Source organism: Streptomyces spongiicola, from assembly GCF_003122365.1.
GTDB classification, from domain to species: Bacteria; Actinomycetota; Actinomycetes; order Streptomycetales; family Streptomycetaceae; genus Streptomyces; species Streptomyces spongiicola.
Genome location: NZ_CP029254.1, coordinates 514,987 through 541,151 on the forward strand (window position 1 = coordinate 514,987; position 26,165 = coordinate 541,151).

Sequence of the window (26,165 nt, forward strand, 5' to 3'; positions counted from 1 at the left end):
TCCGGGCTCCGGGCTCCGGGAGGCCTCGGCGCTCCGCGCGGAACGCCCGCTCGACGACGGCACCGGCGCCCGAGACGGAGTCGCAGTCGCAGTCGCAGTCGCAGTCGCAGTCGCAGTCGGCAACGGCAACACCGGGCGCCGGTGCCGGTGCCGGTGCCGGTGCCCGGGTCTGCCTGGGCATCCGCGTCCACATCCGAAACACTTCAGCGATGCTTCCCCTTGCCTGGCAGCAGAACTAAGTGGACCTTCACGGTCATCGGGGCGAAGACTTCGGGTATGACGACGACTCGACCTCGGCCGCGCCCGTTCGGCCGCGCGCTCTGCGCGATGATCACACCCTTCACCGCAGGAGGCGGGCCCGACCTGGACGGCGCCCGGAAGCTGGCCGCGCACCTGGTGGCCGAGGGCTGCGACGGGCTCGTGCTGAACGGCACCACCGGCGAGTCGCCCACCACGACCGACGCCGAGAAGACCGCACTGGTGCGGGCCGTGCGCGAGGCCGTGGGCGATCGCACGGCCGTCGTCGCCGGTGTCGGCAGTGCGAGCACCCGGCACACCGTCGAGCTGGCCAGGGCCGCGGAGGAGGCGGGGGCCGACGGCCTGCTGGTGGTCACCCCGTACTACAGCAAGCCGCCGCAGGACGCCCTCGCCGCCCACTTCCGGCAGGTCGCGGACGCGGTGGGCATCCCGCTGATGCTGTACGACATCCCCGGACGCACCGGCACCCGCATCGAGCCGGACACCCTGGTGCGGCTGTCCGCCCACCCCCGGATCGTGGCCGTGAAGGACTGCGCGTACGACCTGCTCGGCAGCACCAAGGTGATCGCCCGGACCCCGCTCGCGTACTACTCGGGCTTCGAGGAGGCGAACCTCCCTCTCTACGCGGTGGGCGCCGCCGGGTTCGTCAGCACCGTCGCGAACGCGGCCCCGCGCCCGATGCGGGCCGTGCTCGACGCCTTCGACGCCGGCCGGACGGCGGAGGCCGCCGCGCTCAACCGGCTCACGCTGCCGCTCGCCGAGCTGATGATGGCGTCGGGGCTGCCGGGCACGGTGACCGCCAAGGCCCTGCTGGAGGCGATCGGGCTGCCGGCCGGCCCGGTCCGCGAACCGCTGCGGCCCGCCGGCCGCGAGGCGGCGGGCGGGCTGCTGGCGGCGTACGAGGAGCTGGCCGGGCTGTACCCGGCGGGCCCCGGGCCGGCTCAGTCGTACACGTAGGTCGTGCCGAGGACCGCGGTGTGCTCCAGGACGTCCTCGAGCGGATCGTCGATCTGGCCGGTCGACACCAGCGCCACCACCGGGGCGTTGTGCGAGCCGGTGTGCGTCTCGTCGGCGTGCGCGAGTCCGCACTGACCCGCCGACGCCCACAGCGCCGGCACTCCGATCGCGGCCACCCTGGTCCTCATGCCGTCTCCTCGCCTTGGCATTTCGTCCGACTCCGCGGTCACCCGTCCATCCGCCCGGCGGCGCCGTAGGTCACGCGGAGTCACCCGAAAGCGTCAGCGGCCCCGGGGAGCGGCCCTCCGGCCCCGGGGCGGCGACCGCGTGACTCAGTTGTGGCTGTGGAGCACCTCGTTGAGGCCGCCCCAGACCGCGTTGTTCGGGCGGGCCTCGACGGCGCCGGTGACCGAGTTGCGGCGGAAGAGGATGTTCGAGGCGCCGGAGAGTTCGCGGGCCTTGACGATCTGGCCGTCCGGCATGGTGACGCGGGTGCCCGCGGTGACGTACAGGCCGGCCTCGACGACGCACTCGTCGCCGAGCGCGATCCCGACACCCGCCTCGGCACCGATGAGGCAGCGCTCACCGACGGAGATGATCACGTTGCCGCCGCCGGAGAGCGTGCCCATGGTGGAGGCGCCGCCGCCGATGTCGGAGCCGTCGCCGATCACGACGCCCGCGGAGATGCGGCCCTCCACCATGGAGGTGCCGAGCGTGCCCGCGTTGAAGTTGACGAAGCCCTCGTGCATGACGGTGGTGCCCTCGGCGAGGTGCGCGCCGAGGCGGACCCGGTCGGCGTCGGCGATACGGACGCCCCTGGGCGCGACGTAGTCCGTCATCCTCGGGAACTTGTCGATCGAGGTCACCTGGAGGTGAAGGCCCTCGGCGCGGGCGTTGAGCCGGACCCGCTCGACGTTGTCGACGGCGACCGGGCCCAGAGAGGTCCAGGCGACGTTGGCGAGCAGGCCGAAGACCCCGTCGAGGCTCTGGCCGTGCGGCCGCACGAGCCGGTGCGAGAGCAGGTGGAGGCGCAGATAGGCGTCGTGCGCGTCGATCGGCTTCTCGTCCAGCGAGGCGATGACCGTACGGACGGCGACGACCTCGACCTCGCGCCGGGCGTCCACGCCGACGGCCTTGGCAGCGCCCTCACCGAGCAGGTTGACCGCCTGGTCGGGCGTGAGCCGCTCGGTCCCGGACGGGCCGGGCTCGGCGGACAGCTCGGGGGCGGGGAACCAGGTGTCGAGCACGGTGCCGTCGCCGGCGATGGTGGCGAGGCCGGCGGCGACGGCGCCGGTGGGGCGAGGTGCGGTGGTGCTGTCGGGCGAGTCAGTCATGAGGAGAACCTAACCGGCGGGGGCGGGCGGGGGCGAACCGGTCTCAGGTGCCGGCCGCCGCGGTCGTCCCCCGTCCCGTTCCGGCCCGGCCGGGGCCCCACCCGGCACGGACCCCGTCCCGGGTGGGGCCCCGTCCCGTTCCGGCCCGGCCGGGGCCCCACCCGGGACGGGGTCCGTGCCCCGGGCAGCGGCGGCCGGGGCATCGGCGGCCGCGGTCGCGGCTGCGGCTGCGGCCGCCTCTGCTCCCGATGCCGAGGCCGATGCCGATGCCGATGCCCCAGCCGTTCCCGAAGCCGTTCCCGATGCCGTTCCCGGCGCCGATGCCGATGCCGATGCCGATGCCAGGATGCGGGCCAGCATCACACGGGTGTACTCCTCGTCGTAGGCGGTGTCCGTGAGCAGGACCTGGAGGCAGATTCCGTCCATGAGGGCCACCAGGGCCCGCGCCGTCACCGGATCGCTGCGGCGTGCGAGTACCTCGGTGACGCCCTCGGTCCACTCCGCGACGACGGGACGCAGCGCGGGGCGGCGCAGGGCGGCGAGATAGAGCTCGTACTCGAGTTCCACTCCACTGCGTTCGCCCCCGAACCACTCCCCCAGCAGCCGGGCCAGTTCCCCGGCCGGATCACTGCGGGGGTCGGCGAGGACCTCGCTGTCCCGGACCGCGGCGGCGAAGCCCTCGTTCGCCTGGCGCAGCGCGGCGACCAGCAGTTCGTCGAGCGAGGTGAAGTGGTAGGTCGTCGAACCGAGGGGGACCTGCGCCTCCGCGGCGACGGTGCGGTGGCTCAGCCCCGCGATACCCCGGCGCCCGACCACCCGGATGGCGGCGTCGATGATGCGCCGGCGCCGATCGGGGTCGTGCCGGCGCCCCATCAGTGCGCGCCGCCGAGGTTGAGCACGACGACGCCCGCGACGACCAGGGCGATCCCGGCGATCTTCACCAGGCTGGTGGACTCGTGCAGGAACACCATGCCGATCGCCGCGACGGCGGCGGTTCCGACCCCGGCCCAGATCGCGTAGGCCGTGCCGACGGAGAGCGTCTTCAGCGTCTGCGCGAGCAGCGCGAAGGCGATCACGTACCCGATGACGGTGGCCAGTGACGGCCAGAGCCGGGTGAAACCCTCGCTGTACTTCATCGCCGTGGTGCCGGCGACCTCGGCCGCGATCGCCGCGGCCAGGAGTCCGTAAGCCATGTGTACGACCGTACACAAGGACGGGTGCGGCCGTACACAGCGCGGGGACACCGTCCTCGGAATACGGACCCGCCCACCTCGGCCCGATCTCTCCGTGTGACGGACGGCCCTCCCGCGGCGTACGGTGCTCCCGCGGCGGGCGATCCGCCTCGGGAACGGCCCCGCCCGGGACCGGCCCTACCGCGGGACCGGCCCGCTCCCGACGCCGCCGCCGCGAGGGGAGACACCCGGGGGGGCCGGGCACCGTCAGACGTTGAAGCCGAGCGCCCTCAGCTGCTCACGGCCGTCATCCGTGATCTTGTCCGGTCCCCACGGCGGCATCCAGACCCAGTTGATCTTCAGCTCGTTGACGATGCCGTCCGTCGCCGCCTTCGCCTGGTCCTCGATCACGTCCGTCAGCGGGCAGGCCGCGGACGTCAGTGTCATGTCCAGGGTGGCGATGTTGGCGTCGTCGACGTGGATGCCGTAGATCAGCCCGAGGTTGACCACGTCGATGCCCAGCTCGGGGTCGACGACGTCGTACAGGGCCTCCCGGACCTCCTCCTCGGACGCCTTGGTGCCCGTCGGCGCCGCGGCCTCGGAGGAGAAGGTCTCCTCGTCCGGCCAGTCCTTCTCCGCCGTGGTCTCGGGGTTCTCAGTCATGCGGTCTTCCCTTCGGACAGCGCCTGCGCCGTCGCGTCCTTCCATGCCATCCAGCTGAGCAGGGCGCACTTCACGCGCGCCGGGTACTTGGAGACGCCGGCGAACGCCACCGCGTCCTCCAGCACCTCCTCCATCGCGTCGTCCGGCTCGATCCGGCCCTTGGACTGCATCAGTTCGAGGAACGCGGCCTGGATCTTCTGCGCCTCGGCGAGTTCCTTGCCGACGAGCAGTTCGTTCAGCACGGAGGCGGACGCCTGGCTGATGGAACATCCCTGGCCGTCGTAGGAGATGTCCTCGATGCGGGTGCCGTCGTACTTCACCCGCATCGTGATCTCGTCGCCGCAGGTGGGGTTGACGTGGTGCACCTCGGCGTCACCGTCCCGCAGGCCCCGCCCGTGCGGGTGCTTGTAGTGGTCCAGAATGACGTCCTGGTACATCGAATCAAGCTTCACGTCAGGCCCCTCAGCCGAAGAAGTTGCGGACGTGCTCCAGGCCGTCGATCAGCGCGTCCACCTCGCCCGGCGTGGAGTACAGATAGAACGACGCCCTCGTGGTCGCGGGAATTCCGTACCGGAGGCACACCGGCCGTGCGCAGTGGTGGCCGACCCGGACGGCGATGCCCTGCTCGTCCAGCACCTGCCCCACGTCGTGCGGGTGGATGTCCCCGAGCACGAAGGAGATCGCCGCGCCGCGGTCCTCGGCCGTGACCGGGCCGATGATCCGCAGATCGGGGACCTCCTGGAGCCGCCGGACCGCGTACTCGGTGATCGCGTGCTCATGCTGGGCGATCCTGTCCATGCCGATCGCGGTGAGGTAGTCCACCGCCGCGCCGAGGCCGACGGCCTGGGCGACCGGGGGCGTACCGGCCTCGAACTTGTGCGGCGCGGGGGCGTACGTCGACGAGTGCATCGAGACGGTCTCGATCATCTCGCCGCCGCCGAGGAACGGCGGGAGGTCCTCCAGCAGCTCCTGGCGGCCCCAGAGCACGCCGATGCCGGTCGGGCCGCACATCTTGTGGCCGGTGAAGGCCACGAAGTCGGCGCCGAGGGCCTGGACGTCCAACGGCATGTGCGGGGCGGCCTGCGAGGCGTCGACCAGGACGAGCGCGCCGACTTCCTGGGCGCGGCGGACGATCCGCTCGACCGGGTTGACCGTGCCCATGATGTTGGAGACCAGCGTGAAGGAGACGATCTTCGTCTTCTCGGTGATGACCTCCTCGATGTCGGAGAGGTCGAGGCGGCCGTCGTCGGTGAGGCCGAACCACCTCAGCTTCGCGCCGGTGCGCTGCGCGAGCAGCTGCCACGGCACGATGTTGGAGTGGTGCTCCATCTCCGTGATGACTATCTCGGTCTCGCGGTCCACCCGGTACGGCTCGTCGGCCCAGCCCAGCATGTTCGCCACGAGGTTGAGCGACTCCGAGGCGTTCTTGGTGAAGATCACCTCGTTGCGGCTCGGCGCGTTGACGAAGGAGGCGACCTTGTCGCGCGCGCCCTCGTACAGCGCCGTGGCCTCCTCGGCGAGCACGTGCACACCGCGGTGGACATTGGCGTTGTAGCGCTCGTAGTACTCGGCGAGGGCGTCCAGCACCTGGCGGGGCTTCTGCGAGGTCGCCGCGTTGTCCAGGTAGACGAGCCTGTGGCCGTCGTGCAGCACGCGGTCGAGGATCGGGAAGTCCTTGCGGATCGCCTCGGTGTCGAGGAGGCCCGGCAGCTGTGTCACGCGGATACGCCACCCTTCGTGTAGGCCTCGTAGCCCTCCGCCTCGAGCTTGTCGGCGAGTTCGGCTCCGCCGGACTCGGCGATGCGGCCGTTCGCGAACACATGGACGAAGTCGGGCTTGATGTAGCGCAGGATGCGCGTGTAGTGCGTGATCAGCAGGGTGCCGACCTCACCGGTCCCCCGGACGCGGTTGACGCCCTCGGAGACGGTGCGCAGTGCGTCGACGTCGAGGCCGGAGTCGGTCTCGTCGAGGATCGCGATCTTCGGCTTGAGGAGCTCCAGCTGCAGGATCTCGTGGCGCTTCTTCTCACCGCCGGAGAAGCCCTCGTTGACGTTCCGCTCGGCGAAGGAGGGGTCCATCTGGAGCCGCTCCATGGTCTCCTTGACCTCCTTCACCCAGGTGCGCAGCTTGGGGGCCTCGCCGCGGATGGCGGTGGCGGAGGTGCGCAGGAAGTTGGAGACCGAGACTCCGGGGACCTCGACCGGGTACTGCATGGCGAGGAACACGCCGGCGCGGGCGCGCTCGTCGACGGACATCTCCAGGACGTCCTCGCCGTCCAGGGTCACGGTGCCACCGGTGATCGTGTACTTGGGGTGGCCCGCGAGGGAGTAGGCGAGGGTCGACTTGCCGGAGCCGTTGGGGCCCATGATGGCATGGGTCTCGCCCTGCTTCACGGTCAGGTCGACGCCCTTGAGGATCTCCCGGGGGCCGTTCTCGGCCTCGACGGAGACGTGCAGGTCGCGGATTTCAAGCGTTGCCATGGGTGACTCAGGACTCCTGGGTGACGGAGACGAGCACGTCGTCCCCTTCGATCTTTACGGGGTACACGGGGACGGGGCGCGTCGCGGGAAGGCCGGACGGTTTGCCGGTGCGGAGGTCGAAGCTGGAGCCGTGCAGCCAGCACTCGATCTGGCAGTCCTCCACCTCGCCCTCGGACAGGGAGACGTTGGCGTGCGAGCAGATGTCGTGGATCGCGAACACCTCGCCCTCCGTGCGGACGACGGAGACCGGCGTACCGTCGAGTTCCACCCGCTTCGGGGTGTCCTCCTCCAGCTCGCTCAGCCCACAGGCGCGGACGAAGGCCATCAGACGGACGCCTCCAGCTCCGCCTCGATCTTGGCGATGAGGCGCTCCTCCACGTCCGGCAGGCCGATCTGCTGGACCAGCTCGGCGAAGAAGCCGCGGACGACGAGGCGGCGGGCCTCGGCCTCCGGGATGCCCCGGGCCATCAGGTAGAAGAGCTGCTCGTCGTCGAAGCGGCCGGTGGCGGAGGCGTGGCCGGCTCCGACGATCTCACCGGTCTCGATCTCCAGGTTGGGCACGGAGTCGACCCTGGCGCCGTCGGTCAGGACCAGGTTGCGGTTCATCTCGTAGGTGTCGGTGCCCTCGGCCCCGGCCTCGATGAGGACGTCGCCGATCCAGACGGCGTGGGCCCCCTCGCCCTGCAACGCGCCCTTGTAGACGACGTTGGACTTGCAGTGCGGCGTGCTGTGGGTGACCAGGAGGCGGTGCTCCTGGTGCTGGCCTGCGTCGGTGAAGTACAGGCCGAACAGCTCGGCCTCGCCACCCGTGCCCGCGTACTCGACGCGCGGGTGCAGGCGCACGACGTCGCCGCCGAAGGTGATGACCACCGACCTGAAGCCGGCGTCGCGGCCGACGAGCGCGTTGTGCTGGGAGCAGTGCACGGCGGTGTCGTCCCAGTCCTGGACGGAGACGAAGGTCACCTTGGCGCCGTCGCCGATCAGGAAGTCCACGTTGGCGGCGCGCACGGCGTCGCCGGTGTGGTCGATGACGATGACGGCCTCGGCGAAGGCGCCGATCTCGAAGACCGTGTGCCCGAAGGTGGTGCCGCCCTCGCCGTGGAGGGTGACCCGCACCGGCTCGGTCAGCACCGTCTCCTTGGGGACCGAGACGACGGTGGCCTTCTCGAACGAGGAGAACGCCTGCGCGGCGACCCGGTCGACGGGCGTGCCCGCCCGGCCGACGCGCGCGTCGTCACGGCCGACGGACTCGACGGTGACGCCGTCGGGGGCGCTCACCTCGGCCCTGATCGAACCGTCCGCCGTGGCGGTGCCGTCGTGGAGGCCCCTCAGGCGCTCCAGCGGCGTGAACCGCCACTCCTCCTCCCGGCCGTGCGGCACCGGGAAGTCCGCCACGTCGAACGACGGGGGCGCGCTCATACGGGTGGCGACGGTCGACTCCGCGGCCACCGCGATGGAGCCGGCGGTGGTGGAGCCCACCGGTGGGGGTCCCCCCGCCCGGGCGGAGTCGGGGGTGGGGGAGTTCTGAGCCTCAGCCATGGCTGTCGTGTTGCTCGCTTCCTACGTGAGAGTTCTGCGTCGCTGCGGGCGGTGCGGTGGCGTCAGCCGACCGCGCCCTCCATCTGCAGCTCGATCAGCCGGTTGAGCTCCAGCGCGTACTCCATCGGCAGCTCCTTGGCGATCGGCTCGACGAAGCCGCGCACGATCATCGCCATCGCCTCGTCCTCGGAGAGGCCGCGGCTCATCAGGTAGAAGAGCTGGTCCTCGGAGACCTTGGAGACGGTGGCCTCGTGCCCCATGGAGACGTCGTCCTCGCGGACGTCGACGTACGGGTAGGTGTCCGACCGGGAGATCGTGTCGACGAGCAGGGCGTCGCAGAGCACGTTGGACTTGGCGCCGGGGGCGCCCTCACCGATCTCGATCAGGCCGCGGTAGGACGTGCGGCCGCCGCCGCGCGCCACCGACTTGGAGACGATGTTCGACGAGGTGTTCGGCGCCATGTGGACCATCTTGGCGCCGGCGTCCTGGTGCTGGCCCTCGCCCGCGAAGGCGATGGACAGGGTCTCGCCCTTGGCGTGCTCGCCCATCAGGTACACGGCGGGGTACTTCATCGTGACCTTGGAGCCGATGTTGCCGTCGACCCACTCCATGGTCGCGCCCTCGTACGCCACGGCGCGCTTGGTGACCAGGTTGTAGACGTTGTTCGACCAGTTCTGGATGGTCGTGTAGCGGCAGCGGGCGCCCTTCTTGACGATGATCTCGACCACGGCGCTGTGCAGCGAGTCCGAGGAGTAGATCGGGGCGGTGCAGCCCTCGACGTAGTGGACGTAGGCGTCCTCGTCGACGATGATCAGCGTCCGCTCGAACTGGCCCATGTTCTCGGTGTTGATCCGGAAGTAGGCCTGGAGCGGGATCTCGACGTGCACGCCCTTCGGCACGTAGATGAAGGAGCCGCCGGACCACACCGCGGTGTTCAGCGAGGCGAACTTGTTGTCGCCGACCGGGATGACCGTGCCGAAGTACTCCTTGAACAGCTCCGGGTGCTCCTTCAGCGCGGTGTCGGTGTCCAGGAAGACGACGCCCTGCTCCTCCAGGTCCTCGCGGATCTGGTGGTAGACGACCTCGGACTCGTACTGCGCCGCGACACCGGCCACCAGGCGCTGCTTCTCGGCCTCGGGGATGCCGAGCTTGTCGTAGGTGTTCTTGATGTCCTCGGGCAGGTCCTCCCAGGACGCCGCCTGCTTCTCCGTGGAGCGCACGAAGTACTTGATGTTGTCGAAGTCGATACCGGAGAGGTCCGAGCCCCAGTTCGGCATGGGCTTCTTCTCGAAGAGCCTCAGGCCCTTCAGACGCATCTTCAGCATCCACTCGGGCTCGGACTTCTTCGCGGAGATGTCCCGGACCACGTCCTCCGAGAGGCCGCGCTTCGCTGCGGCACCCGCGGCGTCGGAGTCGGCCCAGCCGTATTCGTACTTGCCCAGGCCCTCGAGCTCGGGGTGGGCAGTCTCCGTGGGGAGAGTCATGCGGGGTTCCTCCCGGACGTGCTTGCAGATGCTTGCGAACTGATCTTGGCAGCCTCGGCGGTCCTGGCCGCCTCGGCCGCCCCGGCGGGGCCGCCGGTGGTGCCGGTCCTGCCGGACCCGCCGGCCGACCGGCCGCCGGACCGGTGCGCGGCCCTCGGGATGAAGGTCGTGCACACGCCGTCGCCGTGGGCGATGGTGGCCAGGCGCTGTACATGGGTGCCGAGCAGACGGGAGAAGACCTCGGTCTCCGCCTCGCACAGCTGCGGATACCGCTCCGCCACATGGGCGACGGGGCAGTGGTGCTGACACAGCTGCTCGCCGACCGGTGCGTTACGCGCCGTGGCAGCGTACCCGTCCGCGGTCAGCGCCCTGGCCAGCGCCTCGGTGCGCGCCGCGGGGTCGGCGGCCTCCACGGCCCGGCGGTACGCCTCGGCCTGGGCCTCCATGCGGTCGCGGGCGAAGGCGGCGACGGCGGCCTCGCCTCCCGCGTTCTCCTCGATCCAGCGCAGGGCGTCCACGGCGAGCGCGTCGTAGGACTGGTCGAAGGCGTCCCGGCCGCAGTCGGTGAGCGCGAACACCTTGGCGGGCCTGCCGCGGGTGCGCGTGCCGTACACACGCTGCTCGCGGGCCTCGACGACGTCGTCGGAGGCGAGCGCGTCCAGATGGCGGCGCACGGCGGCCTGGGTGAGCCCGAGGCGCCCGGCGAGGTCGGCGACGGTGGACGGGCCGTGGTCCAGGATCGACCGCGCGACCCGGTTGCGGGTGGACCGCTCCCCGGTCGCGAGTTCCTCCTGGGGGGACTCCCCCACGGCTCCGACGTTTTTCACAACGCCATTGTTGCGTAATTCCCGAGAGACTGACAAGCCGCGTCCCGCCGGACGGACGGTGCCGTGCATCACTTAGGGAAACCTAACCTGACCTGCGGAAACGATCAGCCGTGAACTCGGCTCCGAAAGGTCCGCCACGGGCCGGAGGAGGGCGCGAACGGGGCCGGCCCACCCCCGCTGACCGGCGATTCGTCCCTTTCGGGCACCCCTCCGCGGCACCGTCCCGGGACAGCCGCCACCACCCTCCCGGGGCCCCGCCAGGTGGCCGGATCCGGCCCCTCCCCCGGTCCGGGATCCCGCCCCGGGCCCCGGCCGCACCCCACCCCTCCCTAGACTGCCCGGCATGAACAACGAGTCCGCCGTCCGGGTACGGGGCCTGGTCAAGCGGTACGGAGCCAGGGCCGCCGTGGACGGGCTCGACCTCGACGTCCGCACCGGCACGGTCACCGCGGTCCTCGGCCCGAACGGAGCCGGGAAGACCACCACCGTCGAGACCTGCGAGGGCTACCGGCGCGCCGACTCCGGCACGGTCCGGGTCCTCGGCCTCGACCCGGTCGCCGACGCGGCGCGGCTGCGCCCGCGGATCGGTGTGATGCTGCAGTCCGGCGGCGTGTACCCGGGCGCCCGCGCCGACGAGATGCTGCGCCACATGGCGAAGCTGCACGCCCACCCGCTCGACGTGGACGCCCTGGCCGAGCGGCTCGGCCTGGGCTCCTGCGGCCGCACGGCCTACCGGCGGCTCTCGGGCGGACAGCAGCAGCGGCTGGCGCTGGCCATGGCCGTCGTGGGCCGCCCCGAACTGGTCTTCCTCGACGAGCCGACCGCCGGACTCGACCCCCAGGCCCGCCGCGCCACCTGGAACCTCGTACGCGAGCTGCGCGCCGACGGGGTGACGGTCGTGCTGACCACGCACTTCATGGACGAGGCCGAGGCGCTCGCCGACGACGTCGCGATCATCGACGGAGGCCGGGTCGCCGCCCAGGGCAGCCCCGAGCAGCTGTGCCGGGGCGGCGCCGAGAACACGCTCCGCTTCACCGGCCGTCCCGGCCTCGACCTCGGCTCCCTGCTGAAGGCGCTGCCGGACGGCACCGCGGCGGCCGAGCTGACACCGGGCGGGTACCGGATCAGCGGAACCGTCGGCCCGCAGCTGCTCGCCACCGTCACCTCCTGGTGCGCTCAGCACGGGGTGATGCCGGACGGCATCACCGTGGAGCGCCGCACCCTGGAGGACGTCTTCCTGGAGCTCACGGGGAAGGAGCTGCGGTCGTGACCGCCGAGGTGACCACGGACCGGACGCCCGGCACACCGGGCCCGCCCGGCGGCAGGGGCGACCACGCCCCCAGACCGGGCGGTGCGCCGGTCGTCAGGATGATCGCGGCGCAGGCGGCGCTGGAGACGCGGATGCTGCTCCGCAACGGCGAGCAGCTGCTGCTGACGGTGGTCATCCCGTCGCTGCTGCTGGTGCTCTTCTCCACCGTCGACGTCGTCGACACGGGCGCGGGCCGGGCCGTCGACTTCCTCGCCCCCGGCGTCCTGGCCCTGGCCGTGATGTCCACGGCCTTCACCGGGCAGGCGATCGCCACCGGCTTCGAGCGCCGCTACGGCGTGCTGAAGCGGCTGGGCGCCTCCCCGCTCCCCCGCTGGGGGCTGATGGCGGCCAAGACCCTCGCCGTCCTCGTCACGGAGGTCCTCCAGGTCGCGCTGCTGACGCTGATCGCCCTCGGCCTCGGCTGGTCGCCGCAGGGCAACCCCGTATCCGTGGCGCTGCTGCTGGTCGCCGGCACCGCGGCCTTCTCGGGCCTGGGCCTGCTGATGGCCGGCACGCTCCGGGCCGAGGCGACGCTCGCCGCGGCCAACCTGGTCTTCCTGCTGCTGCTGGTCGGCGGCGGGGTGATCGTGCCGCTGGACCGGTTCCCGGACGCGGCGCAGACGGTCCTGGCGCTGCTGCCGATCTCCGCGCTGTCCGACGGGCTGCGCGACGTGCTCCGGGACGGCGCGGCGCTGCCGTGGGGCGAGCTGGGGATCCTGGCGGGCTGGGCGGTGCCGGGACTCGCCGCGGCGGCGAGGTTCTTCCGCTGGGAGTGAGCGCTCCCCGGGCCGCTGCCCGGCCCGGGGAGGGGCCCGCGGCCCCGCCCCGGGGACCCCTCGTGAAAACGCGCACAAGCCCCCCTCTACGATGGTCGCCGTGCAGACCCCCCTCGCCCACATCGCCCGGCGCTGGACGCCGTCGCCCAAGGTTCTCCGGCGTGCCGCGCTCGCACCCGTCGTGATGAGCGTGGTCATCATCGTCACCGGCGGCGCGGTCCGGCTGACCGGCTCCGGTCTCGGCTGCGACACCTGGCCCAAGTGCACGGACGACAGCCTGTTCGCGACACCCGAGCAGGGCATCCACGGCGCCATCGAGTTCGGCAACCGGTTGCTGACGTACGTCCTGTGCGCGGCGGTGGGCTGGGCCATCGTCGCGGCGCGCTCCACCAAGCCGTGGCGGCGGGGGCTCACCCGGCTCGGCTGGGCGCAGTTCTGGGTGGTGATGAGCAACGCGGTCCTCGGCGGCATCACCGTGTGGGCGGGTCTCAACCCGTGGTCGGTGGCCGGGCACTTCCTGGCGGCCAACGCCCTGCTGACGGTCGCCGCCGTCACCTGGATCCGGGCGGGTGAGGGCGACACCGCGCCCCGGCCCCGGGTCCCCCGCCCGGTACGGCGGCTGTCGTGGGCGCTGACCGGCGCGGCGGGACTGCTGATCGCGGCGGGCACGACCGTCACCGGCTCCGGCCGGCACGCCGGCGACAGCAGCGACGTGCCGAGGATGCCGTTCGACTGGGTGGACGCGGCCCATGTGCATGCGGCGCTGGCCTGGCTGGTGTGCCTGCTCGGCGTGGCGATGTGGCTGGCGCTGCGGATCGTGGACGCGCCCGACGACACCCGGGCGCGGGCGCGGGAACTGATCGGCGTGCTGGTCGCCCAGGCCGCCGTCGGCTATGTGCAGTTCTTCACCGACGTGCCGGAGGTACTGGTGGGCGCGCACATGCTCGGCTCCTCGCTGATGTGGATCGCCGTGCTGCGGCTGGCGCTGAGCCTGCGGGAGCGTCCCGCCGCCGCCCCGGGTACGCCGGCCGCTCCGGACGCCGCGCTCACGACCGTCTGAACCCCCGGAACCCGCCGGACCGCCGGAACCCCCGCCAGGAACCGACTGAACCGCCCCGCAACCGGCTGAACCGGCTCAACCGGGTTCAGGGGCTCAAGGGGCTCAACCGCCGGAACCGGCCGGTTCAGCCGGCGAGGCCGTAGACGCGGCGGGCGTTGCCGGCCGCGACCATCCCGGCGACCCGCCGGGCGTCCGCCCGGCACCAGGCGCCGTCGCGCACCCAGTTGCCCAGCACCCCCTCCAGCGCCTCCCGGAAGATCCGCGCCCCGACCACATGGGACTCGGGCAGCCCCCGGGCCCCGCTGGAGAACAGCAGCTTCCCGAACGGGGCGCGCTCCAGGGCCTCGGCGAGGACGCTCGCCGCCCCCGCGCCGGTGCGGGCGAGGGCGGGCCCGACGTCGGCGTACACATGCGGGAAGGCGCTCGCCAGATATGCCGCGTGGCGGTGGTACGGGCAGCCGTGCAGCAGCACCAGATCGGTGCCGAGCCCCTCGGTCGCCGCCGCGAAGCCGCTCAGCGCCAGCGGATCGCCCGCCCCGACGTGGATCTGCAGCGGCCGTCCCGTGGCGACGGCGATCCACCGCAGATGGCTCAGCAGGACGGGATCGGTGAGCCGGGCGCCGGGCGGCCGCCCGTCGAGCCAGCGCCCTACGGCGGCGCGCACCCCACCGGGCCCCGGCGCTTCGGGGGCGGCGGAGGCGTGGTGCCGCAGTCCCGCGACCGAGGTGAGGGCGACGGCCGAGTCGGCCGCGCCGTGCACGGCCTCGGCGAGGTTGGCGAGAAACGCGCCGACGGTGCCCGAGGTGTCGGCGACCTGCTCGGCGAGCAGTTCCAGGCGCACGATCTCATGGGCGTCCGCCATGCCCGCGGCGGCGGTCTCGGGCACCGAGGTGAGGTCGCCGGGCGGGCCGGTGTCCACGAGGTAGGTGGAGATCCCGCTCGCCCGCAGCAGCCGCCTGCCGGACTCCAGGACGCCGAGCTCCCGGCGGCGCGCGAGGTAGCGCGCCGGCGGGCAGTGGGCTTCGAGGCCGAGCAGCGGCGCGCACCAGCGGCGTACGGCGAAACCGGTCTGGGTGTCGAAGAAGGTGGTGCCGGGCGCGGGCGCCCCGCCCGTCCCCCCGAGGTGGGCCTCGAAGGTGCCGAGGCCCAGCTCCGTGCGGAGGACGCCCCGGCAGTAGTGGTCCACCAGGGACGGGGTGTCGATCATCCGGGGCTCCCAGCGGTGGACGTCGTTGCACCCGTCCTAACGGGTGAGCCCCGCGCGAGGTGCTGCCCCGGCCCGCGACGGCCGTGCTCCGGTGCCGTCACCGGGACGCGGAGCGGTCAGCCGTTGGACGGGCCGCCGAGCTGGATCCCCGCCATCCGGGTCCACTCGTACGGTCCGGTCCGGACCTTCAGGGCGAAGTCGCCGTCGAAGGACTCGTGCAGGGTGATGCCTGACTTCTCGGCGGCCCTGACGGCGATCTCGTGGGTCGGTGCGACCAGGTCGCCCCAGCCGCCGTCCTCGCCGACGAGCACGATCCGGGTGCCGCTCTGGCCGATGTAGGCGAGCTGGCCCTCGGCGCCGCCGTGCGCCTTGGCGAAGGCCCCGATCCGCCGGGCGAGTCCCGCCGCCTTCCGCTCGGCCTTCGCGGACTGCTTCTCGTCAACCTGGGTGTCTGCCATGACCAGGATGCTACGCGCGGGTAGATCCACTGGCGACCGCCCCGGCGCGTGGCCTCCGCCACGCCGTGCGCCGGTCGCCTCCCGTGCGGCGGTCGCCTCCCGTGCGGCGGGTCAGCGCAGGAAGGGGTCGACGGCGACGGCGACGAACAGCAGCGAGACGTAGGTGATCGACCAGTGGAAGAGCCGCATCTCCTTGAGCTTCCCGCCCGTCACGCCGACCTTGGCACGGCTCTGCAGGGCGTGGGCCTCCCAGAGCCACCAGCCGCCGGTCGCCAGGGCGACGGCGGTGTAGAACCAGCCGGTGTAGCCGAGCGGGGTCAGCAGCAGCGAGACCGCCACCATCACCCAGCTGTAGACGACGATCTGCCGGGCGACGACCCTGTTCGAGGCGATGACGGGGAGCATCGGCACGCCCGCGCGCGCGTAGTCCTCCTTCACCTTCATCGACAGCGGCCAGTAGTGCGGCGGGGTCCAGAAGAAGATGACGAGGAAGAGGACGACGGCGGCCCACGACACGGAGTCGGTGACGGCGGACCAGCCGATCAGCACCGGCATGCAGCCGGCGATGCCGCCCCAGACGATGTTCTGCGCGGTGCGGCGCTTCAGCAGCATCGTGTAGACGACGACGTAGAAGAGGAGTGCGCCGAGCGCCAGGGCCGCCGACAGCCAGTTGACGAGCAGTCCGAACCACAGCGTGGAGACCGCGGCCAGGGCGAGGCCGAAGGCCAGGCCCTCGCGCGGTGACACCATGCCGGTGACCAGGGGGCGCTGAGCGGTGCGGTCCATCAGGGCGTCGATGTCGCGGTCGATGTACATGTTGAGCGCGTTGGCGCCGCCCGCGGAGAGGTATCCGCCGACACAGGTGGCGACCACGAGCCAGAGGTCCGGCACGCCCTGCGCGGCCAGGAACATCACCGGTACGGTGGTGATGAGAAGCAGCTCGATGATCCGCGGCTTGGTCAGCGCCACGAACGCCTTGACGCGGGCCCCGAACGGCCGGCGGCCCCCCGGGCTGGGAGTCAAGACGACCCCGGCGGGTCGGGACTCGACGGCCGTCACGCACACCCCTGACAGAGAATTCCCAGCAAGCTTCGCGGGGGCACCGCTGGTACCCGGGAGGGTTCGCGGAGGCGTGGATGCCCGGTGAAGGCTTGCGCGTACCACGCCACTCTAGACGTTGGCCCCATGCCGGTCTTCGCGGGGGTGGGTCGTGTTGAGCGCTGCCGCGGCCCCGTCCGTAATCACCGGAGTCAGCCGTCGACAAGAGGCGAAGTCGGGCCGCTACCCGCAGGCTGGTTGATGTGTCCGATTGGAGAGACGTGCACCCGAAAGGACGCACGCTGCTGCGAGGGTAGGCTCGACACCGCCCGGTACCCCTTGTCACCGGGACCCGAACATGTGGAGAGGAGCCCTGACCCAGGGTGAGCACCAAGCCGACCACCACAGACCTCGAGTGGACCGCATTGGACCAGCGGGCCGTGGACACCGTCCGCGTCCTCGCCGCTGACGCCGTACAGAAGGTCGGCAACGGCCATCCCGGTACGGCGATGAGCCTGGCCCCCGCGGCGTACGTCCTCTTCCAGAAGCTGATGCGGCACGACCCGGCCGACGCCGACTGGACCGGCCGCGACCGGTTCGTCCTCTCCGCGGGCCACTCCAGCCTGACCCTCTACATCCAGCTCTACCTGGCCGGGTACGGCCTGGAGCTCGACGACCTCAAGTCCTTCCGCACATGGGGCTCCAGGACCCCGGGCCATCCCGAGTACGGCCACACCACGGGTGTGGAGACGACGACCGGCCCGCTCGGCCAGGGCGTCGCCAACGCCGTCGGCATGGCCATGGCCGCCCGCTACGAGCGCGGCCTGTTCGATCCCGACGCGGCTCCCGGCACCTCCCCGTTCGACCACACCGTCTGGGTCGTGGCCGGCGACGGCTGCCTCCAGGAGGGCATCTCCCACGAGGCGTCCTCGCTCGCCGGGCACCAGAAGCTCGGCAACCTGGTGCTGCTCTGGGACGACAACCACATCTCCATCGAGGGCGACACCGAGACCGCGGTCTCCGAGGACACCCTGAAGCGGTACGAGTCGTACGGCTGGCACGTCCAGCGCGTGGCGCAGCTGCCGAACGGCGACCTGGACCCGGCCGGGCTGTACGAGGCGCTGAAGGCGGCCAAGGAGGAGACGGGCCGCCCCTCCTTCATCGCCGCCCGCTCGATCATCGCGTGGCCCGCGCCGAACGCGCAGAACACCGAGGCCGCGCACGGCGCCGCGCTGGGCGACGACGAGGTGGCGGCCACCAAGCGCGTGCTCGGTTTCGACCCGGAGCGGACCTTCGAGGTCTCCGACGAGGTCCTCCGGCACACCCGCGAGGCCCTGGACCGCGGGCGCACCGCCCGCGAGGAGTGGGAGAAGACGTTCGCCGAGTGGCGCGCCGCCAACCCGGAGCGGGCCGCCGAGTTCGACCGGATCCGCGCGGGCGAACTGCCGGCCGGCTGGGAGGAGAAGCTCCCGGTGTTCGAGACCGGCAAGGCGGTCGCGACCCGCGCCGCGTCCGGCAAGGTGCTCCAGGCGCTCGGCGCCGTCGTGCCGGAGCTGTGGGGCGGCTCCGCCGACCTCGCGGGCTCGAACAACACCACGATCGACAAGACCTCGTCGTTCCTGCCGAAGGGCAACCCGCTGCCGGAGGCGGACCCCTACGGCCGCACCGTCCACTTCGGGATCCGCGAGCACGCGATGGCCGCGATCATGAACGGGATCACGCTGCACGGCAACACCCGTGTCTACGGCGGTACGTTCCTCGTCTTCTCCGACTACATGCGCAACGCGGTCCGGCTGTCGGCGCTGATGCACCTGCCGGTGACCTACGTCTGGACCCACGACTCGATCGGTCTCGGCGAGGACGGCCCGACGCACCAGCCGGTGGAGCACCTCGCCTCGCTGCGCGCCATCCCGGGTCTGAACGTGGTGCGCCCGGCCGACGCCAACGAGACGGCGATCGCCTGGCGCGAGATCCTCCGCCGCTGGACGAAGGAGTTCCGGGTGGGCACCCCGCACGGTCTGGCGCTGACCCGCCAGGGCGTGCCGACGTACGAGCCCGACGAGGACGCGGCCAGGGGCGGTTACGTCCTGTTCGAGGCCGAGGGCTTGGGCGGGGAGAGCGCCGAGGCCCAGGTCGTGCTGATCGCCACCGGGTCCGAGGTGCACCTGGCCGTGGAGGCCCGCGAGCAGCTCCAGGCCGAGGGCATCGCCACGCGCGTCGTCTCGATGCCGTGCGTCGAGTGGTTCGACGAGCAGGACCGGGGGTACCGGGACGCGGTGCTGCCCCCCTCGGTGAAGGCACGGGTGGCCGTCGAGGCCGGCGTCGGGCTGACCTGGCACCGCTTCGTCGGCGACGCCGGCCGGATCGTGTCGCTGGAGCACTTCGGCGCCTCGGCCGACGGAAAGGTGCTGTTCCGCGAGTTCGGTTTCACCCCCGAGGCGGTGGCCGCCGCCGCGCGGACCGTGCTCGGTTCGACGACCGGGACCGCCGCCGCCGCGGGCTGACGCCGGCCATACGACCAACAGGAGATGCAACTCTCATGACAGACGCACTCAAGCGCCTCTCCGACGAAGGCGTCGCGATCTGGCTCGACGACCTGTCGCGCAAGCGCATCACGTCCGGCAACCTGGCCGAGCTCATCGACCAGCAGCACGTCGTGGGCGTCACCACCAACCCGTCCATCTTCCAGAAGGCCATCTCGTCCGGCGACGGGTACCAGCCGCAGGTCTCCGACCTCGCCACCCGCCGGGTGACCGTGGAGGAAGCCCTCCGCATGATCACCACCGCGGACGTACGCGACGCCGCGGACGTGCTGCGACCGGTGTTCGACGCGACGGGCGGCCAGGACGGCCGGGTGTCGATCGAGGTCGACCCGAGGCTGGCGCACCACACGGCGGCGACCGTCGCCGAGGCCAGGCAGCTGGCCTGGCTGGTGGACCGGCCGAACACCTTCATCAAGATCCCGGCCACCCGGGCCGGCCTTCCGGCGATCACCGAGGTCATCGGCCTCGGCATCAGCGTCAACGTCACGCTGATCTTCTCGCTGGAGCGCTACCGCGAGGTGATGGACGCCTATCTGGCCGGTCTGGAGAAGGCGAAGGCCGCGGGCCTGGACCTCTCCAAGATCCGTTCGGTGGCGTCCTTCTTCGTGTCCCGGGTGGACACCGAGATCGACAAGCGGCTGGACGCGCTGGGCACGGACGAGGCCAAGCAGCTTCGCGGCAAGGCGGCCCTCGCCAACGCCCGCCTCGCCTACCAGGCCTACGAGGAGGTGTTCGGCTCGGCCGACAAGTCGGTGCCGCCGTCGGAGCGCTGGGCCGCGCTGGACAGGGCGCGGGCCAACGCACAGCGCCCGCTGTGGGCCTCGACCGGCGTCAAGGACCCGGCGTACCCGGACACGATGTACGTGGACCGGCTGGTCGCCCCGGGCACCGTCAACACCATGCCGGAGGCCACCCTGGAGGCGACCGCCGACCACGGGCGGATCACGGGCGACACGGTGCGCGGGACGTACGAGCAGGCCCGCGCGGAGATCGACGCCGTCGAGGCGCTCGGGATCTCCTACGACGACGTCGTCCGGCTGCTCGAGGACGAGGGCGTCGAGAAGTTCGAGGCGTCCTGGAACGACCTGCTCAAGTCGACCGAGGCGGAGCTGCAGCGCCTCGCTCCCTCGGAGGGCTGAGCACCTTGACTTCCGCACACGGAGCGAATCCGCTTCGTGACGCCGCGGACCGACGGCTCCCGCGCATCGCGGGGCCGTCGGGTCTGGTGATCTTCGGCGTCACGGGCGATTTGTCACGGAAGAAGCTGATGCCGGCCGTGTACGACCTCGCCAACCGCGGGCTCCTGCCTCCGGGCTTCTCCCTGGTGGGCTTCGCCCGCCGGGAGTGGGACGACCAGGACTTCGCGCACGAGGTCCACGAGGCGGTGAAGGAGCACTCCCGCACCCCCTTCCGGGAGGAGGTCTGGCACCAGCTCATCCAGGGCATGCGTTTCGTCCCCGGCGAGTTCGACGACGACGACGCGTTCGAGACCCTGAAGAAGACCATCACGGAACTCGACCAGGTGCAGGGGACCGGCGGCAACTTCGCCTTCTACCTCTCGGTGCCGCCGAAGTTCTTCCCCAAGGTCGTCAGGCAGCTGAAGAAGCACGGGCTGGCGGAGCAGAAGGACGACTCGTGGCGGCGCGCCGTCATCGAGAAGCCGTTCGGCCACGACCTGGCGTCCGCGATGGAGCTCAACTCCCTCGTCCACGACGTGTTCGAACCGGACCAGGTCTTCCGCATCGACCACTACCTGGGCAAGGAGACCGTCCAGAACATTCTGGCGCTCCGCTTCGCCAACACCCTCTTCGAGCCGCTCTGGAACCGGTCGTACGTCGACCACGTCCAGATCACCATGGCCGAGGACATCGGCATCGGCGGCCGGGCCGGCTACTACGACGGCATCGGCGCGGCGCGCGACGTCATCCAGAACCACCTGCTCCAGCTGCTGGCGCTGACCGCGATGGAGGAGCCCGCCTCCTTCGAGGCGGACGCGCTGGCCGCCGAGAAGACCAAGGTGCTGGGAGCGGTGAAGCTGCCCCGCGACCTGGCCGCCGGCACCGTGCGCGCCCAGTACGCGGCCGGCTGGCAGGGCGGCGCCAAGGTCGCCGGCTACCTGGAGGAGGACGGCATCGACCGGCGCTCCAAGACCGACACCTACGCGGCGATAAAACTGGAGATCGACAACCGGCGCTGGGCCGGAGTGCCGTTCTATCTGCGCACCGGCAAGCGGCTCGGCCGCCGGGTCACCGAGATCGCGGTCGTCTTCCAGCGCGCGCCGCACTCCCCCTTCGACCGCACCGCCACCCAGGAGCTGGGGCAGAACGCCCTGGTCATCCGGGTGCAGCCGGACGAGGGCGTGACACTGCGCTTCGGCTCGAAGGTGCCCGGCACCTCACTGGAGGTCCGCGACGTCTCCATGGACTTCGCCTACGGCGAGTCCTTCACGGAGTCCAGCCCTGAGGCGTACGAGCGGCTGATCCTCGATGTGCTGCTCGGCGACTCGAACCTCTTCCCCAGGGTGGAGGAGGTCGAGCTGTCCTGGAAGATCCTCGACCCGATCGAGGAGTTCTGGGAGAAGCACGGCAGGCCCGCGCAGTACCCGGCCGGGACCTGGGGTCCGGTCGAGGCGGACGACATGCTCGCACGAGACGGACGGAGCTGGCGCCGGCCATGAAGATCGACCTTACGGACACCACCTCCGGCAAGATCAACAAGGCGCTGGTGCAGGGCCGGCGGGCGATCGGCACCCCCGCCGTCGGCATGGTCCTCACCCTCGTCATCGTCACCGACGAGGAGAACGCCTACGACGCGCTGAAGGCGGCCAACGAGGCGGCCCGCGAGCACCCCTCGCGCAAACTCGTCGTGATCAAGCGGGTCTCCCGCTCGCCGCGCGACCGCGCCAAGGCCCGTCTGGACGCCGAGGTCCGGGTCGGCGCGGACGCCGGCACCGGCGAGACCGTCGTCCTGCGGCTGTACGGCGAGGTCGCCGACCACGCCCAGTCCGTGGTGCTGCCGCTGCTGCTGCCGGACGCACCGGTCGTGGTGTGGTGGCCGGTGAACGCCCCGGTGGACCCGGCCGGCGACCCGCTGGGCGCACTGGCCCAGCGCCGTGTCACCGACACCTACGCCTGCGAGCAGCCGGTCGCCGAGCTGACCGCCCGCGCCGACGCCTACACCCCCGGCGACACGGATCTGTCCTGGACCCGCATCACCCCCTGGCGCTCGATGCTCGCGGCCGCGCTGGACCAGGTGGACTGGCGGATCACCGGAGCGGAGGTCGAGGGCGAGGGGTTCAACCCGAGCTGCGAGCTGCTCGGGATGTGGCTCGGCGACCGGCTCGACGTACCGGTGACGCGCACCGCCTCCGGCGGTCCCGGCCTCACGGCCGTGCGGCTGACGACGGACAGCGGCAGCATCGTGCTGGACCGGGCGGACGGCTCGCTGGCGACGCTGTCCATCGAGGGCCAGCCCGACCGTGCGGTGGCGCTGAAGCGGCGCGACACGGCCGAGCTGCTGGCCGAGGAGCTGCGGCGGCTGGACCCGGACGACATATACGCCACGACGCTGCGGTTCGGGGTCGGCCGGCTCAACGAGCAGACCCCCGCGGCCGCCGGCGGCTCCGCCGCGAGGAGGAGCGCGGCGGGGAGCACCGCGAGGCGCCCGGAGGCGCCCGGGGAGCGGGGCGCAGAGCAGGGAACAGAGAAGGGAACGGAGAAGGGCACGGCAGGGGGCGGGGACAAGAGCGGAGCGAAGACCTCCGCGAAGACCCCGGCGAGGAAGGCGGCGCCGAAGTGAGCACCCCGCAACTCGTCGTCCACCGCGACAAGGAGCTGATGGCCCAGGCCGCGGCGGCACGGCTGATCACGAAGATCGTGGACGCCCAGGCCGCCCGGGGCTCGGCGTCGGTGGTCCTCACCGGCGGGCGCAACGGCAACGGCCTGCTGGCCGCGCTCGCCGCGGCCCCGGCACGGGACGCCGTCGACTGGACGCGGCTGGACCTCTGGTGGGGCGACGAGCGCTTCCTCCCCGAGGGGGACCCGGAGCGCAACGTCACCCAGGCCCGCGAGGCCCTGCTGGACTCGGTACCGCTGGACCCGGCCCGGGTGCATCCGATGCCCGCGTCGGACGGGCCGCACGGCAGCGACCCGGACGGCGCGGCCGCGGCGTACGCGGCGGAGCTGGCCGCCGCCGCGGGGCCCGAGCACTACCGGTCGGCGGCCGCCCCCGCGAGCGGCGGCGTACCGGCGTTCGACGTGCTGATGCTGGGTGTCGGCCCGGACACGCACGTCGCCTCCCTGTTCCCCGAACTCCCCGCGGTCCGGGAGACCGAGCGCACGGTCGTCGGCGTCCACGGGGCGCCGAAGCCGCCGCCGACCCGCGTCTCCCTGACGCTCCCGGCGATCCGGTCGGCGCGCGAGGTGTGGCTGCTCGCGGCCGGCGAGGACAAGGCGGGCGCCGCGCGCATCGCCCTGTCGGGCGCGGGCGAGATCCAGGCCCCGGCGGCCGGCGCGTACGGCAGGTCGAGGACGCTGTGGCTGCTGGACGCGGCGGCCGCGTCCCAGCTGCCGCGCGACCTCTACCCGCCCGCCTCCGCCTGACCCGGCCCCACCGCCGGGCGCGAGGTGGCCCGGTGCGAGACGGCCCGGTCCGCCCCCACCGGCGGACCGGGCCGTGCGCCGTCTCAGCGCGCGCCGTCGTTCTCTCCGGTGGCGTACGCGGGCGGAGGGCCCCGAACCACCGAGCACGGAGCCGCTGACGGCGGCCCCGACGAGGGCGTGGGCACCGAACGGCGATCTGCCGAGATGTTCACGAGAGTCGTGATCCCGGCCCCGGCGGGGGAATCACCCGCTCCGGACGTGGCATCGCTCAACGCCCCGTGCGCGTCGTCCCCGCAACACCTGTCACCCCCGCCGTGACCGTCATGCGCACCGTCCCCGCAACACCTGTCACCCCCGCCGTGACCGCCGTGCGCACCGTCCCCGCAACACCTGTCACCCCCGCCGGCTCAAGCGTGGCCGTCGCCCCCGCCCGGTCGTTCGAGGAACGGCTCCAGCAGCCCCGGTACCGCCCGGGAGGCGAAGTCGAGGATCTCGTGCTCGTCGGCGTCGTACACCGGGTACGCGCCGTCGCCCGCCGCCGTGGTGGCGGTCAGGGTGAGCAACCCGGCACGGCGCTGGAACCACGACTGCTTCAGGGTCCAGCCGATCACGCCGCCCCGCCGCAGCGCCACCGTGGCCCGCCGGACGGTCCCCGAGCGGGCGACCAGGTAGTCGCCGGCGAGCGTGTGGCCCAGACCGCGGTAGGCGTCCAGTGCCAGCAGCACCGCGAGCGGCACGGACACCGCACCGCACACGGCGGCGGCGTACAGCAGGACGTCGGCCAGGGACAGCCCCAGCGCGACGAGCAGCAGGACGGGTGCGAGGGCGGCGGCCAGGGCCCAGCGCAGTCTTCGGGAGCGCGCCGCGCGGGGATGCGCGGTGAGCGCCGCGCTGGTCGGTGGGACCGGTTCCCGCAGCACCCGGGCCACCACGTCGCCGGCGACCGGACCGGGCGCGGGCGGCAGCAGCGTCCTGTGGGCGGCGTTCCTGCCCTGGTCGTCCTTGAGCAGGCCGGTGGCCACGGCATCCACCCGCGCGGCGCCGCACAGCCGCACTCCGAGGGGTTCGACCAGTTCCACCCCGCGCAGCCGGCGCTCCTCGATCGACAGCGAGCGGGAGGTGAGCAGCCCCCGGCGCAGCCGCAGGGTGCCGCCGGGTTCGCGTTCGAGCCGGTAGCCGAACCACATCTCCACCCAGAGGCCGAGCGCCCCGGCGGCCCCCGCCGCCAGGGCCAGCGCGCCCAGCACCACGGCCGCCCAGAGCAGCGGGGTGTCCCGGAGCCGCTCGCCGACCCAGCCGACCACCTCGGCCTGCACCCCGAGCCACTGGCTCACCTGCATGACCGCGCCGACCGCCGCGCCGCCGAGCAGGGGCGCGACGAAGGACACCGGCGCGTAGCGGATCCAGCGGGGGTCGAGGGTGGAGAGCACTCCGTCCCGGTCCGCCTCGGCTGCCAGGCCGGACCGCCCGGCCAGCAGTTCCCGGCGCAGGCGCTCGCCCTCCGGCCGGGAGACCGGGTCGAGTTCCAGCGTGGACGCCCCGGCGCCGGTGTGCTCTCCGGTGCCGATCCGCACCTTGACCAGGCCGAGTATCCGCAGCGGCGGAGAGGCCGTCAGGTCGACGGTGCGGATGCGCTCGCGTGCCAGGGAGCGCCGTCTGACCAGCACCAGTCCGGTGCGGAGTTCGGCGCGCTGGGGTCCGATGCGGTACCGGGTGCGCCGCCAGCGGAGCCAGTCCGCGCCCGTTCCCCCGGCGACGAGCAGCAGGGCCCCGGCGAGCACCCAGCCGAGCGCCTGCCACCAGGGCATGCTCCCGGCGAGCCCCAGCAGCACCGGCAGCCCGGCGCCGCCCGCCACTCCCGCCATCACGGTGGCGGTGACGAGCACGGTGCGCGGGTCGAGCCGCCGCCAGCCCCCGTCCGGGCCGCCCGGGGCAGTCATGTGGCGTCTCCGGGGGTGGCCTGGGTGATCCGTGTGAGCCGTTCGGCCAGTGCGGCCGCGACCTCGTGGTCCAGGCCCTCGATCCTGAGCGCGCCCTTGGCGGAGGCGGTGGTGACGGTGACCGAGGCCAGCCGGAAGAGCTGTTCCAGCGGGCCGCGTATGGTGTCGACGGTCTGGATCCGGGACATCGGGGCGATCCGCCACTCCTGCCAGAGGGCGCCCGTACGGAGGTACACGGCCTCGTCCGTGATCTCCCAGCGGTGCACCCGGTACCACCAGGACGGGAGCAGGACCGCGCCGGCCAGGCCGAGGACCGCGAGGGCCCATGCCGCGTACCGCAGCCAGGTCCCGGCGGGCCCGGCGAACGCGCCCAGGGCCGCGAGCGCCGCCACCGGCAGGGCCGTCGCCGACAGGCACCGGGCCCGCCACCACCAGACGGCCCGTGCGTCGAGCGTGTTCCTCGGCGGCCTCAGCCGGACGGCCCCCTTCCCCTGCCCGGGCGGTTCCCCCGTCATCGGT

25 protein-coding genes and 1 pseudogene are annotated in these 26,165 nt (G+C 72.5%); 9 read left to right on the forward strand and 17 right to left on the reverse strand.

Annotated elements, in window-relative coordinates; translation table 11 throughout:
* The first annotated feature begins 276 nt into the window (after nt 1-276).
* Complete coding sequence (gene dapA / locus DDQ41_RS02190) at nt 277-1,215, forward strand: 4-hydroxy-tetrahydrodipicolinate synthase (RefSeq protein ID WP_109292932.1); 939 nt, start codon at nt 277-279, stop codon at nt 1,213-1,215.
* Here dapA and DDQ41_RS02195 read toward each other — a convergent pair.
* From DDQ41_RS02195 to DDQ41_RS02250, 12 genes and pseudogenes are all read right to left on the reverse strand, one after another.
* The gene (locus tag DDQ41_RS02195) at nt 1,200-1,403 is read right to left on the reverse strand and encodes a hypothetical protein (protein ID WP_109292933.1); all 204 of its coding nucleotides are present in this window, start codon (nt 1,401-1,403) and stop codon (nt 1,200-1,202) included. The genes dapA and DDQ41_RS02195 overlap by 16 nt on opposite strands.
* Nucleotides 1,404-1,547: 144 nt before the next feature.
* The gene (dapD, locus tag DDQ41_RS02200; protein WP_109292934.1) at nt 1,548-2,549 is read right to left on the reverse strand and encodes a 2,3,4,5-tetrahydropyridine-2,6-dicarboxylate N-succinyltransferase; all 1,002 of its coding nucleotides are present in this window, start codon (nt 2,547-2,549) and stop codon (nt 1,548-1,550) included.
* A 342-nt stretch (nt 2,550-2,891) separates the two neighbouring features.
* Nucleotides 2,892-3,422, reverse strand: a pseudogene (locus DDQ41_RS02205) (TetR/AcrR family transcriptional regulator); the annotation flags it as partial.
* Entirely contained in the window at nt 3,422-3,760 is a 339-nt protein-coding gene (locus tag DDQ41_RS02210) for a DMT family transporter (RefSeq protein WP_449451393.1), read from the reverse strand. The gene DDQ41_RS02210 and the pseudogene DDQ41_RS02205, both read right to left, overlap by 1 nt.
* A gap of 228 nt (nt 3,761-3,988) precedes the next feature.
* Entirely contained in the window at nt 3,989-4,384 is a 396-nt protein-coding gene (locus DDQ41_RS02215; RefSeq protein ID WP_109292936.1) for a metal-sulfur cluster assembly factor, read from the reverse strand.
* A complete protein-coding gene (gene sufU, locus DDQ41_RS02220; protein ID WP_109292937.1) occupies nt 4,381-4,836 on the reverse strand; it encodes a Fe-S cluster assembly sulfur transfer protein SufU in 456 nt (151 codons plus the stop codon). Before sufU ends, DDQ41_RS02215 begins: the two co-directional genes overlap by 4 nt.
* Before the next feature lie 10 nt (nt 4,837-4,846).
* Entirely contained in the window at nt 4,847-6,103 is a 1,257-nt protein-coding gene (locus tag DDQ41_RS02225; RefSeq protein WP_109292938.1) for a cysteine desulfurase, read from the reverse strand.
* Nucleotides 6,100-6,864, reverse strand: coding sequence for a Fe-S cluster assembly ATPase SufC (gene sufC, locus DDQ41_RS02230; protein WP_109292939.1), 765 nt, complete (start codon nt 6,862-6,864; stop codon nt 6,100-6,102). The genes DDQ41_RS02225 and sufC overlap by 4 nt, the downstream gene beginning before the upstream one ends.
* Nucleotides 6,865-6,871: 7 nt before the next feature.
* The gene (locus DDQ41_RS02235) at nt 6,872-7,189 is read right to left on the reverse strand and encodes a non-heme iron oxygenase ferredoxin subunit (protein WP_017948817.1); all 318 of its coding nucleotides are present in this window, start codon (nt 7,187-7,189) and stop codon (nt 6,872-6,874) included.
* Complete coding sequence (gene sufD / locus DDQ41_RS02240) at nt 7,189-8,403, reverse strand: Fe-S cluster assembly protein SufD (RefSeq protein ID WP_109292940.1); 1,215 nt, start codon at nt 8,401-8,403, stop codon at nt 7,189-7,191. Before sufD ends, DDQ41_RS02235 begins: the two co-directional genes overlap by 1 nt.
* A 62-nt stretch (nt 8,404-8,465) precedes the next feature.
* The gene (gene sufB, locus DDQ41_RS02245; RefSeq protein WP_109292941.1) at nt 8,466-9,887 is read right to left on the reverse strand and encodes a Fe-S cluster assembly protein SufB; all 1,422 of its coding nucleotides are present in this window, start codon (nt 9,885-9,887) and stop codon (nt 8,466-8,468) included.
* Complete coding sequence (locus DDQ41_RS02250) at nt 9,884-10,714, reverse strand: helix-turn-helix transcriptional regulator (RefSeq protein WP_245991243.1); 831 nt, start codon at nt 10,712-10,714, stop codon at nt 9,884-9,886. The genes sufB and DDQ41_RS02250 overlap by 4 nt, the downstream gene beginning before the upstream one ends.
* 343 nt (nt 10,715-11,057) lie before the next feature.
* On the opposite strand from DDQ41_RS02250, the gene DDQ41_RS02255 reads away from it, so the two are divergent.
* The 3 genes from DDQ41_RS02255 to DDQ41_RS02265 all read left to right on the forward strand — a co-directional run bounded on the left by DDQ41_RS02255 (nt 11,058) and on the right by DDQ41_RS02265 (nt 13,859).
* Nucleotides 11,058-11,984, forward strand: coding sequence for an ABC transporter ATP-binding protein (locus DDQ41_RS02255; protein ID WP_109292943.1), 927 nt, complete (start codon nt 11,058-11,060; stop codon nt 11,982-11,984).
* Nucleotides 11,985-12,082: 98 nt separating this feature from the next.
* A complete protein-coding gene (locus DDQ41_RS02260; RefSeq protein ID WP_109297490.1) occupies nt 12,083-12,799 on the forward strand; it encodes an ABC transporter permease in 717 nt (238 codons plus the stop codon).
* A 91-nt stretch (nt 12,800-12,890) separates the two neighbouring features.
* Nucleotides 12,891-13,859 (forward strand): COX15/CtaA family protein, encoded by a 969-nt coding sequence (locus DDQ41_RS02265; protein ID WP_109292944.1) that lies wholly within the window; start codon nt 12,891-12,893, stop codon nt 13,857-13,859.
* Between the two features lie 124 nt (nt 13,860-13,983).
* Here DDQ41_RS02265 and DDQ41_RS02270 read toward each other — a convergent pair whose 3' ends face one another.
* From DDQ41_RS02270 to DDQ41_RS02280, 3 genes are all read right to left on the reverse strand, one after another.
* Entirely contained in the window at nt 13,984-15,066 is a 1,083-nt protein-coding gene (locus tag DDQ41_RS02270; RefSeq protein WP_109292945.1) for an amidohydrolase family protein, read from the reverse strand.
* A 116-nt stretch (nt 15,067-15,182) separates the two neighbouring features.
* On the reverse strand, nt 15,183-15,524 hold the full coding sequence (locus tag DDQ41_RS02275; RefSeq protein WP_109292946.1) for a hypothetical protein: 342 nt from the start codon (nt 15,522-15,524) through the stop codon (nt 15,183-15,185).
* Between the two features lie 111 nt (nt 15,525-15,635).
* The gene (locus DDQ41_RS02280; RefSeq protein ID WP_109292947.1) at nt 15,636-16,583 is read right to left on the reverse strand and encodes a heme o synthase; all 948 of its coding nucleotides are present in this window, start codon (nt 16,581-16,583) and stop codon (nt 15,636-15,638) included.
* Between the two features lie 362 nt (nt 16,584-16,945).
* On the opposite strand from DDQ41_RS02280, the gene tkt reads away from it, so the two are divergent.
* From tkt to pgl, 5 genes are read left to right on the forward strand one after another with little or no spacing between them, the layout of a single operon-like run.
* Nucleotides 16,946-19,066 carry a transketolase gene (tkt, locus tag DDQ41_RS02285; protein WP_109292948.1) on the forward strand — a complete coding sequence of 707 codons (2,121 nt, stop codon included), beginning with the start codon at nt 16,946-16,948 and terminating at the stop codon, nt 19,064-19,066.
* Between the two features lie 35 nt (nt 19,067-19,101).
* Nucleotides 19,102-20,244, forward strand: a complete 1,143-nt coding sequence (gene tal / locus DDQ41_RS02290) for a transaldolase (protein WP_109292949.1) — start codon at nt 19,102-19,104, stop codon at nt 20,242-20,244.
* A 5-nt stretch (nt 20,245-20,249) separates the two neighbouring features.
* Nucleotides 20,250-21,782: a glucose-6-phosphate dehydrogenase gene (gene zwf, locus DDQ41_RS02295; protein ID WP_109292950.1), complete on the forward strand. Its 1,533-nt coding sequence runs from the start codon at nt 20,250-20,252 to the stop codon at nt 21,780-21,782.
* Entirely contained in the window at nt 21,779-22,903 is a 1,125-nt protein-coding gene (opcA, locus tag DDQ41_RS02300; RefSeq protein ID WP_109292951.1) for a glucose-6-phosphate dehydrogenase assembly protein OpcA, read from the forward strand. The genes zwf and opcA overlap by 4 nt, the downstream gene beginning before the upstream one ends.
* Entirely contained in the window at nt 22,900-23,706 is an 807-nt protein-coding gene (gene pgl / locus DDQ41_RS02305; RefSeq protein WP_109292952.1) for a 6-phosphogluconolactonase, read from the forward strand. The genes opcA and pgl overlap by 4 nt, the downstream gene beginning before the upstream one ends.
* Before the next feature lie 407 nt (nt 23,707-24,113).
* Here the strand turns inward: pgl and DDQ41_RS02310 are convergent, their stop codons facing one another.
* Together DDQ41_RS02310 and DDQ41_RS02315 are read right to left on the reverse strand one after the other, a co-directional pair.
* Nucleotides 24,114-25,646: a PH domain-containing protein gene (locus tag DDQ41_RS02310; RefSeq protein ID WP_109292953.1), complete on the reverse strand. Its 1,533-nt coding sequence runs from the start codon at nt 25,644-25,646 to the stop codon at nt 24,114-24,116.
* The gene (locus tag DDQ41_RS02315) at nt 25,643-26,161 is read right to left on the reverse strand and encodes a PH domain-containing protein (RefSeq protein WP_109292954.1); all 519 of its coding nucleotides are present in this window, start codon (nt 26,159-26,161) and stop codon (nt 25,643-25,645) included. The genes DDQ41_RS02310 and DDQ41_RS02315 overlap by 4 nt, the downstream gene beginning before the upstream one ends.
* Between the last annotated feature and the right edge of the window lie 4 nt (nt 26,162-26,165).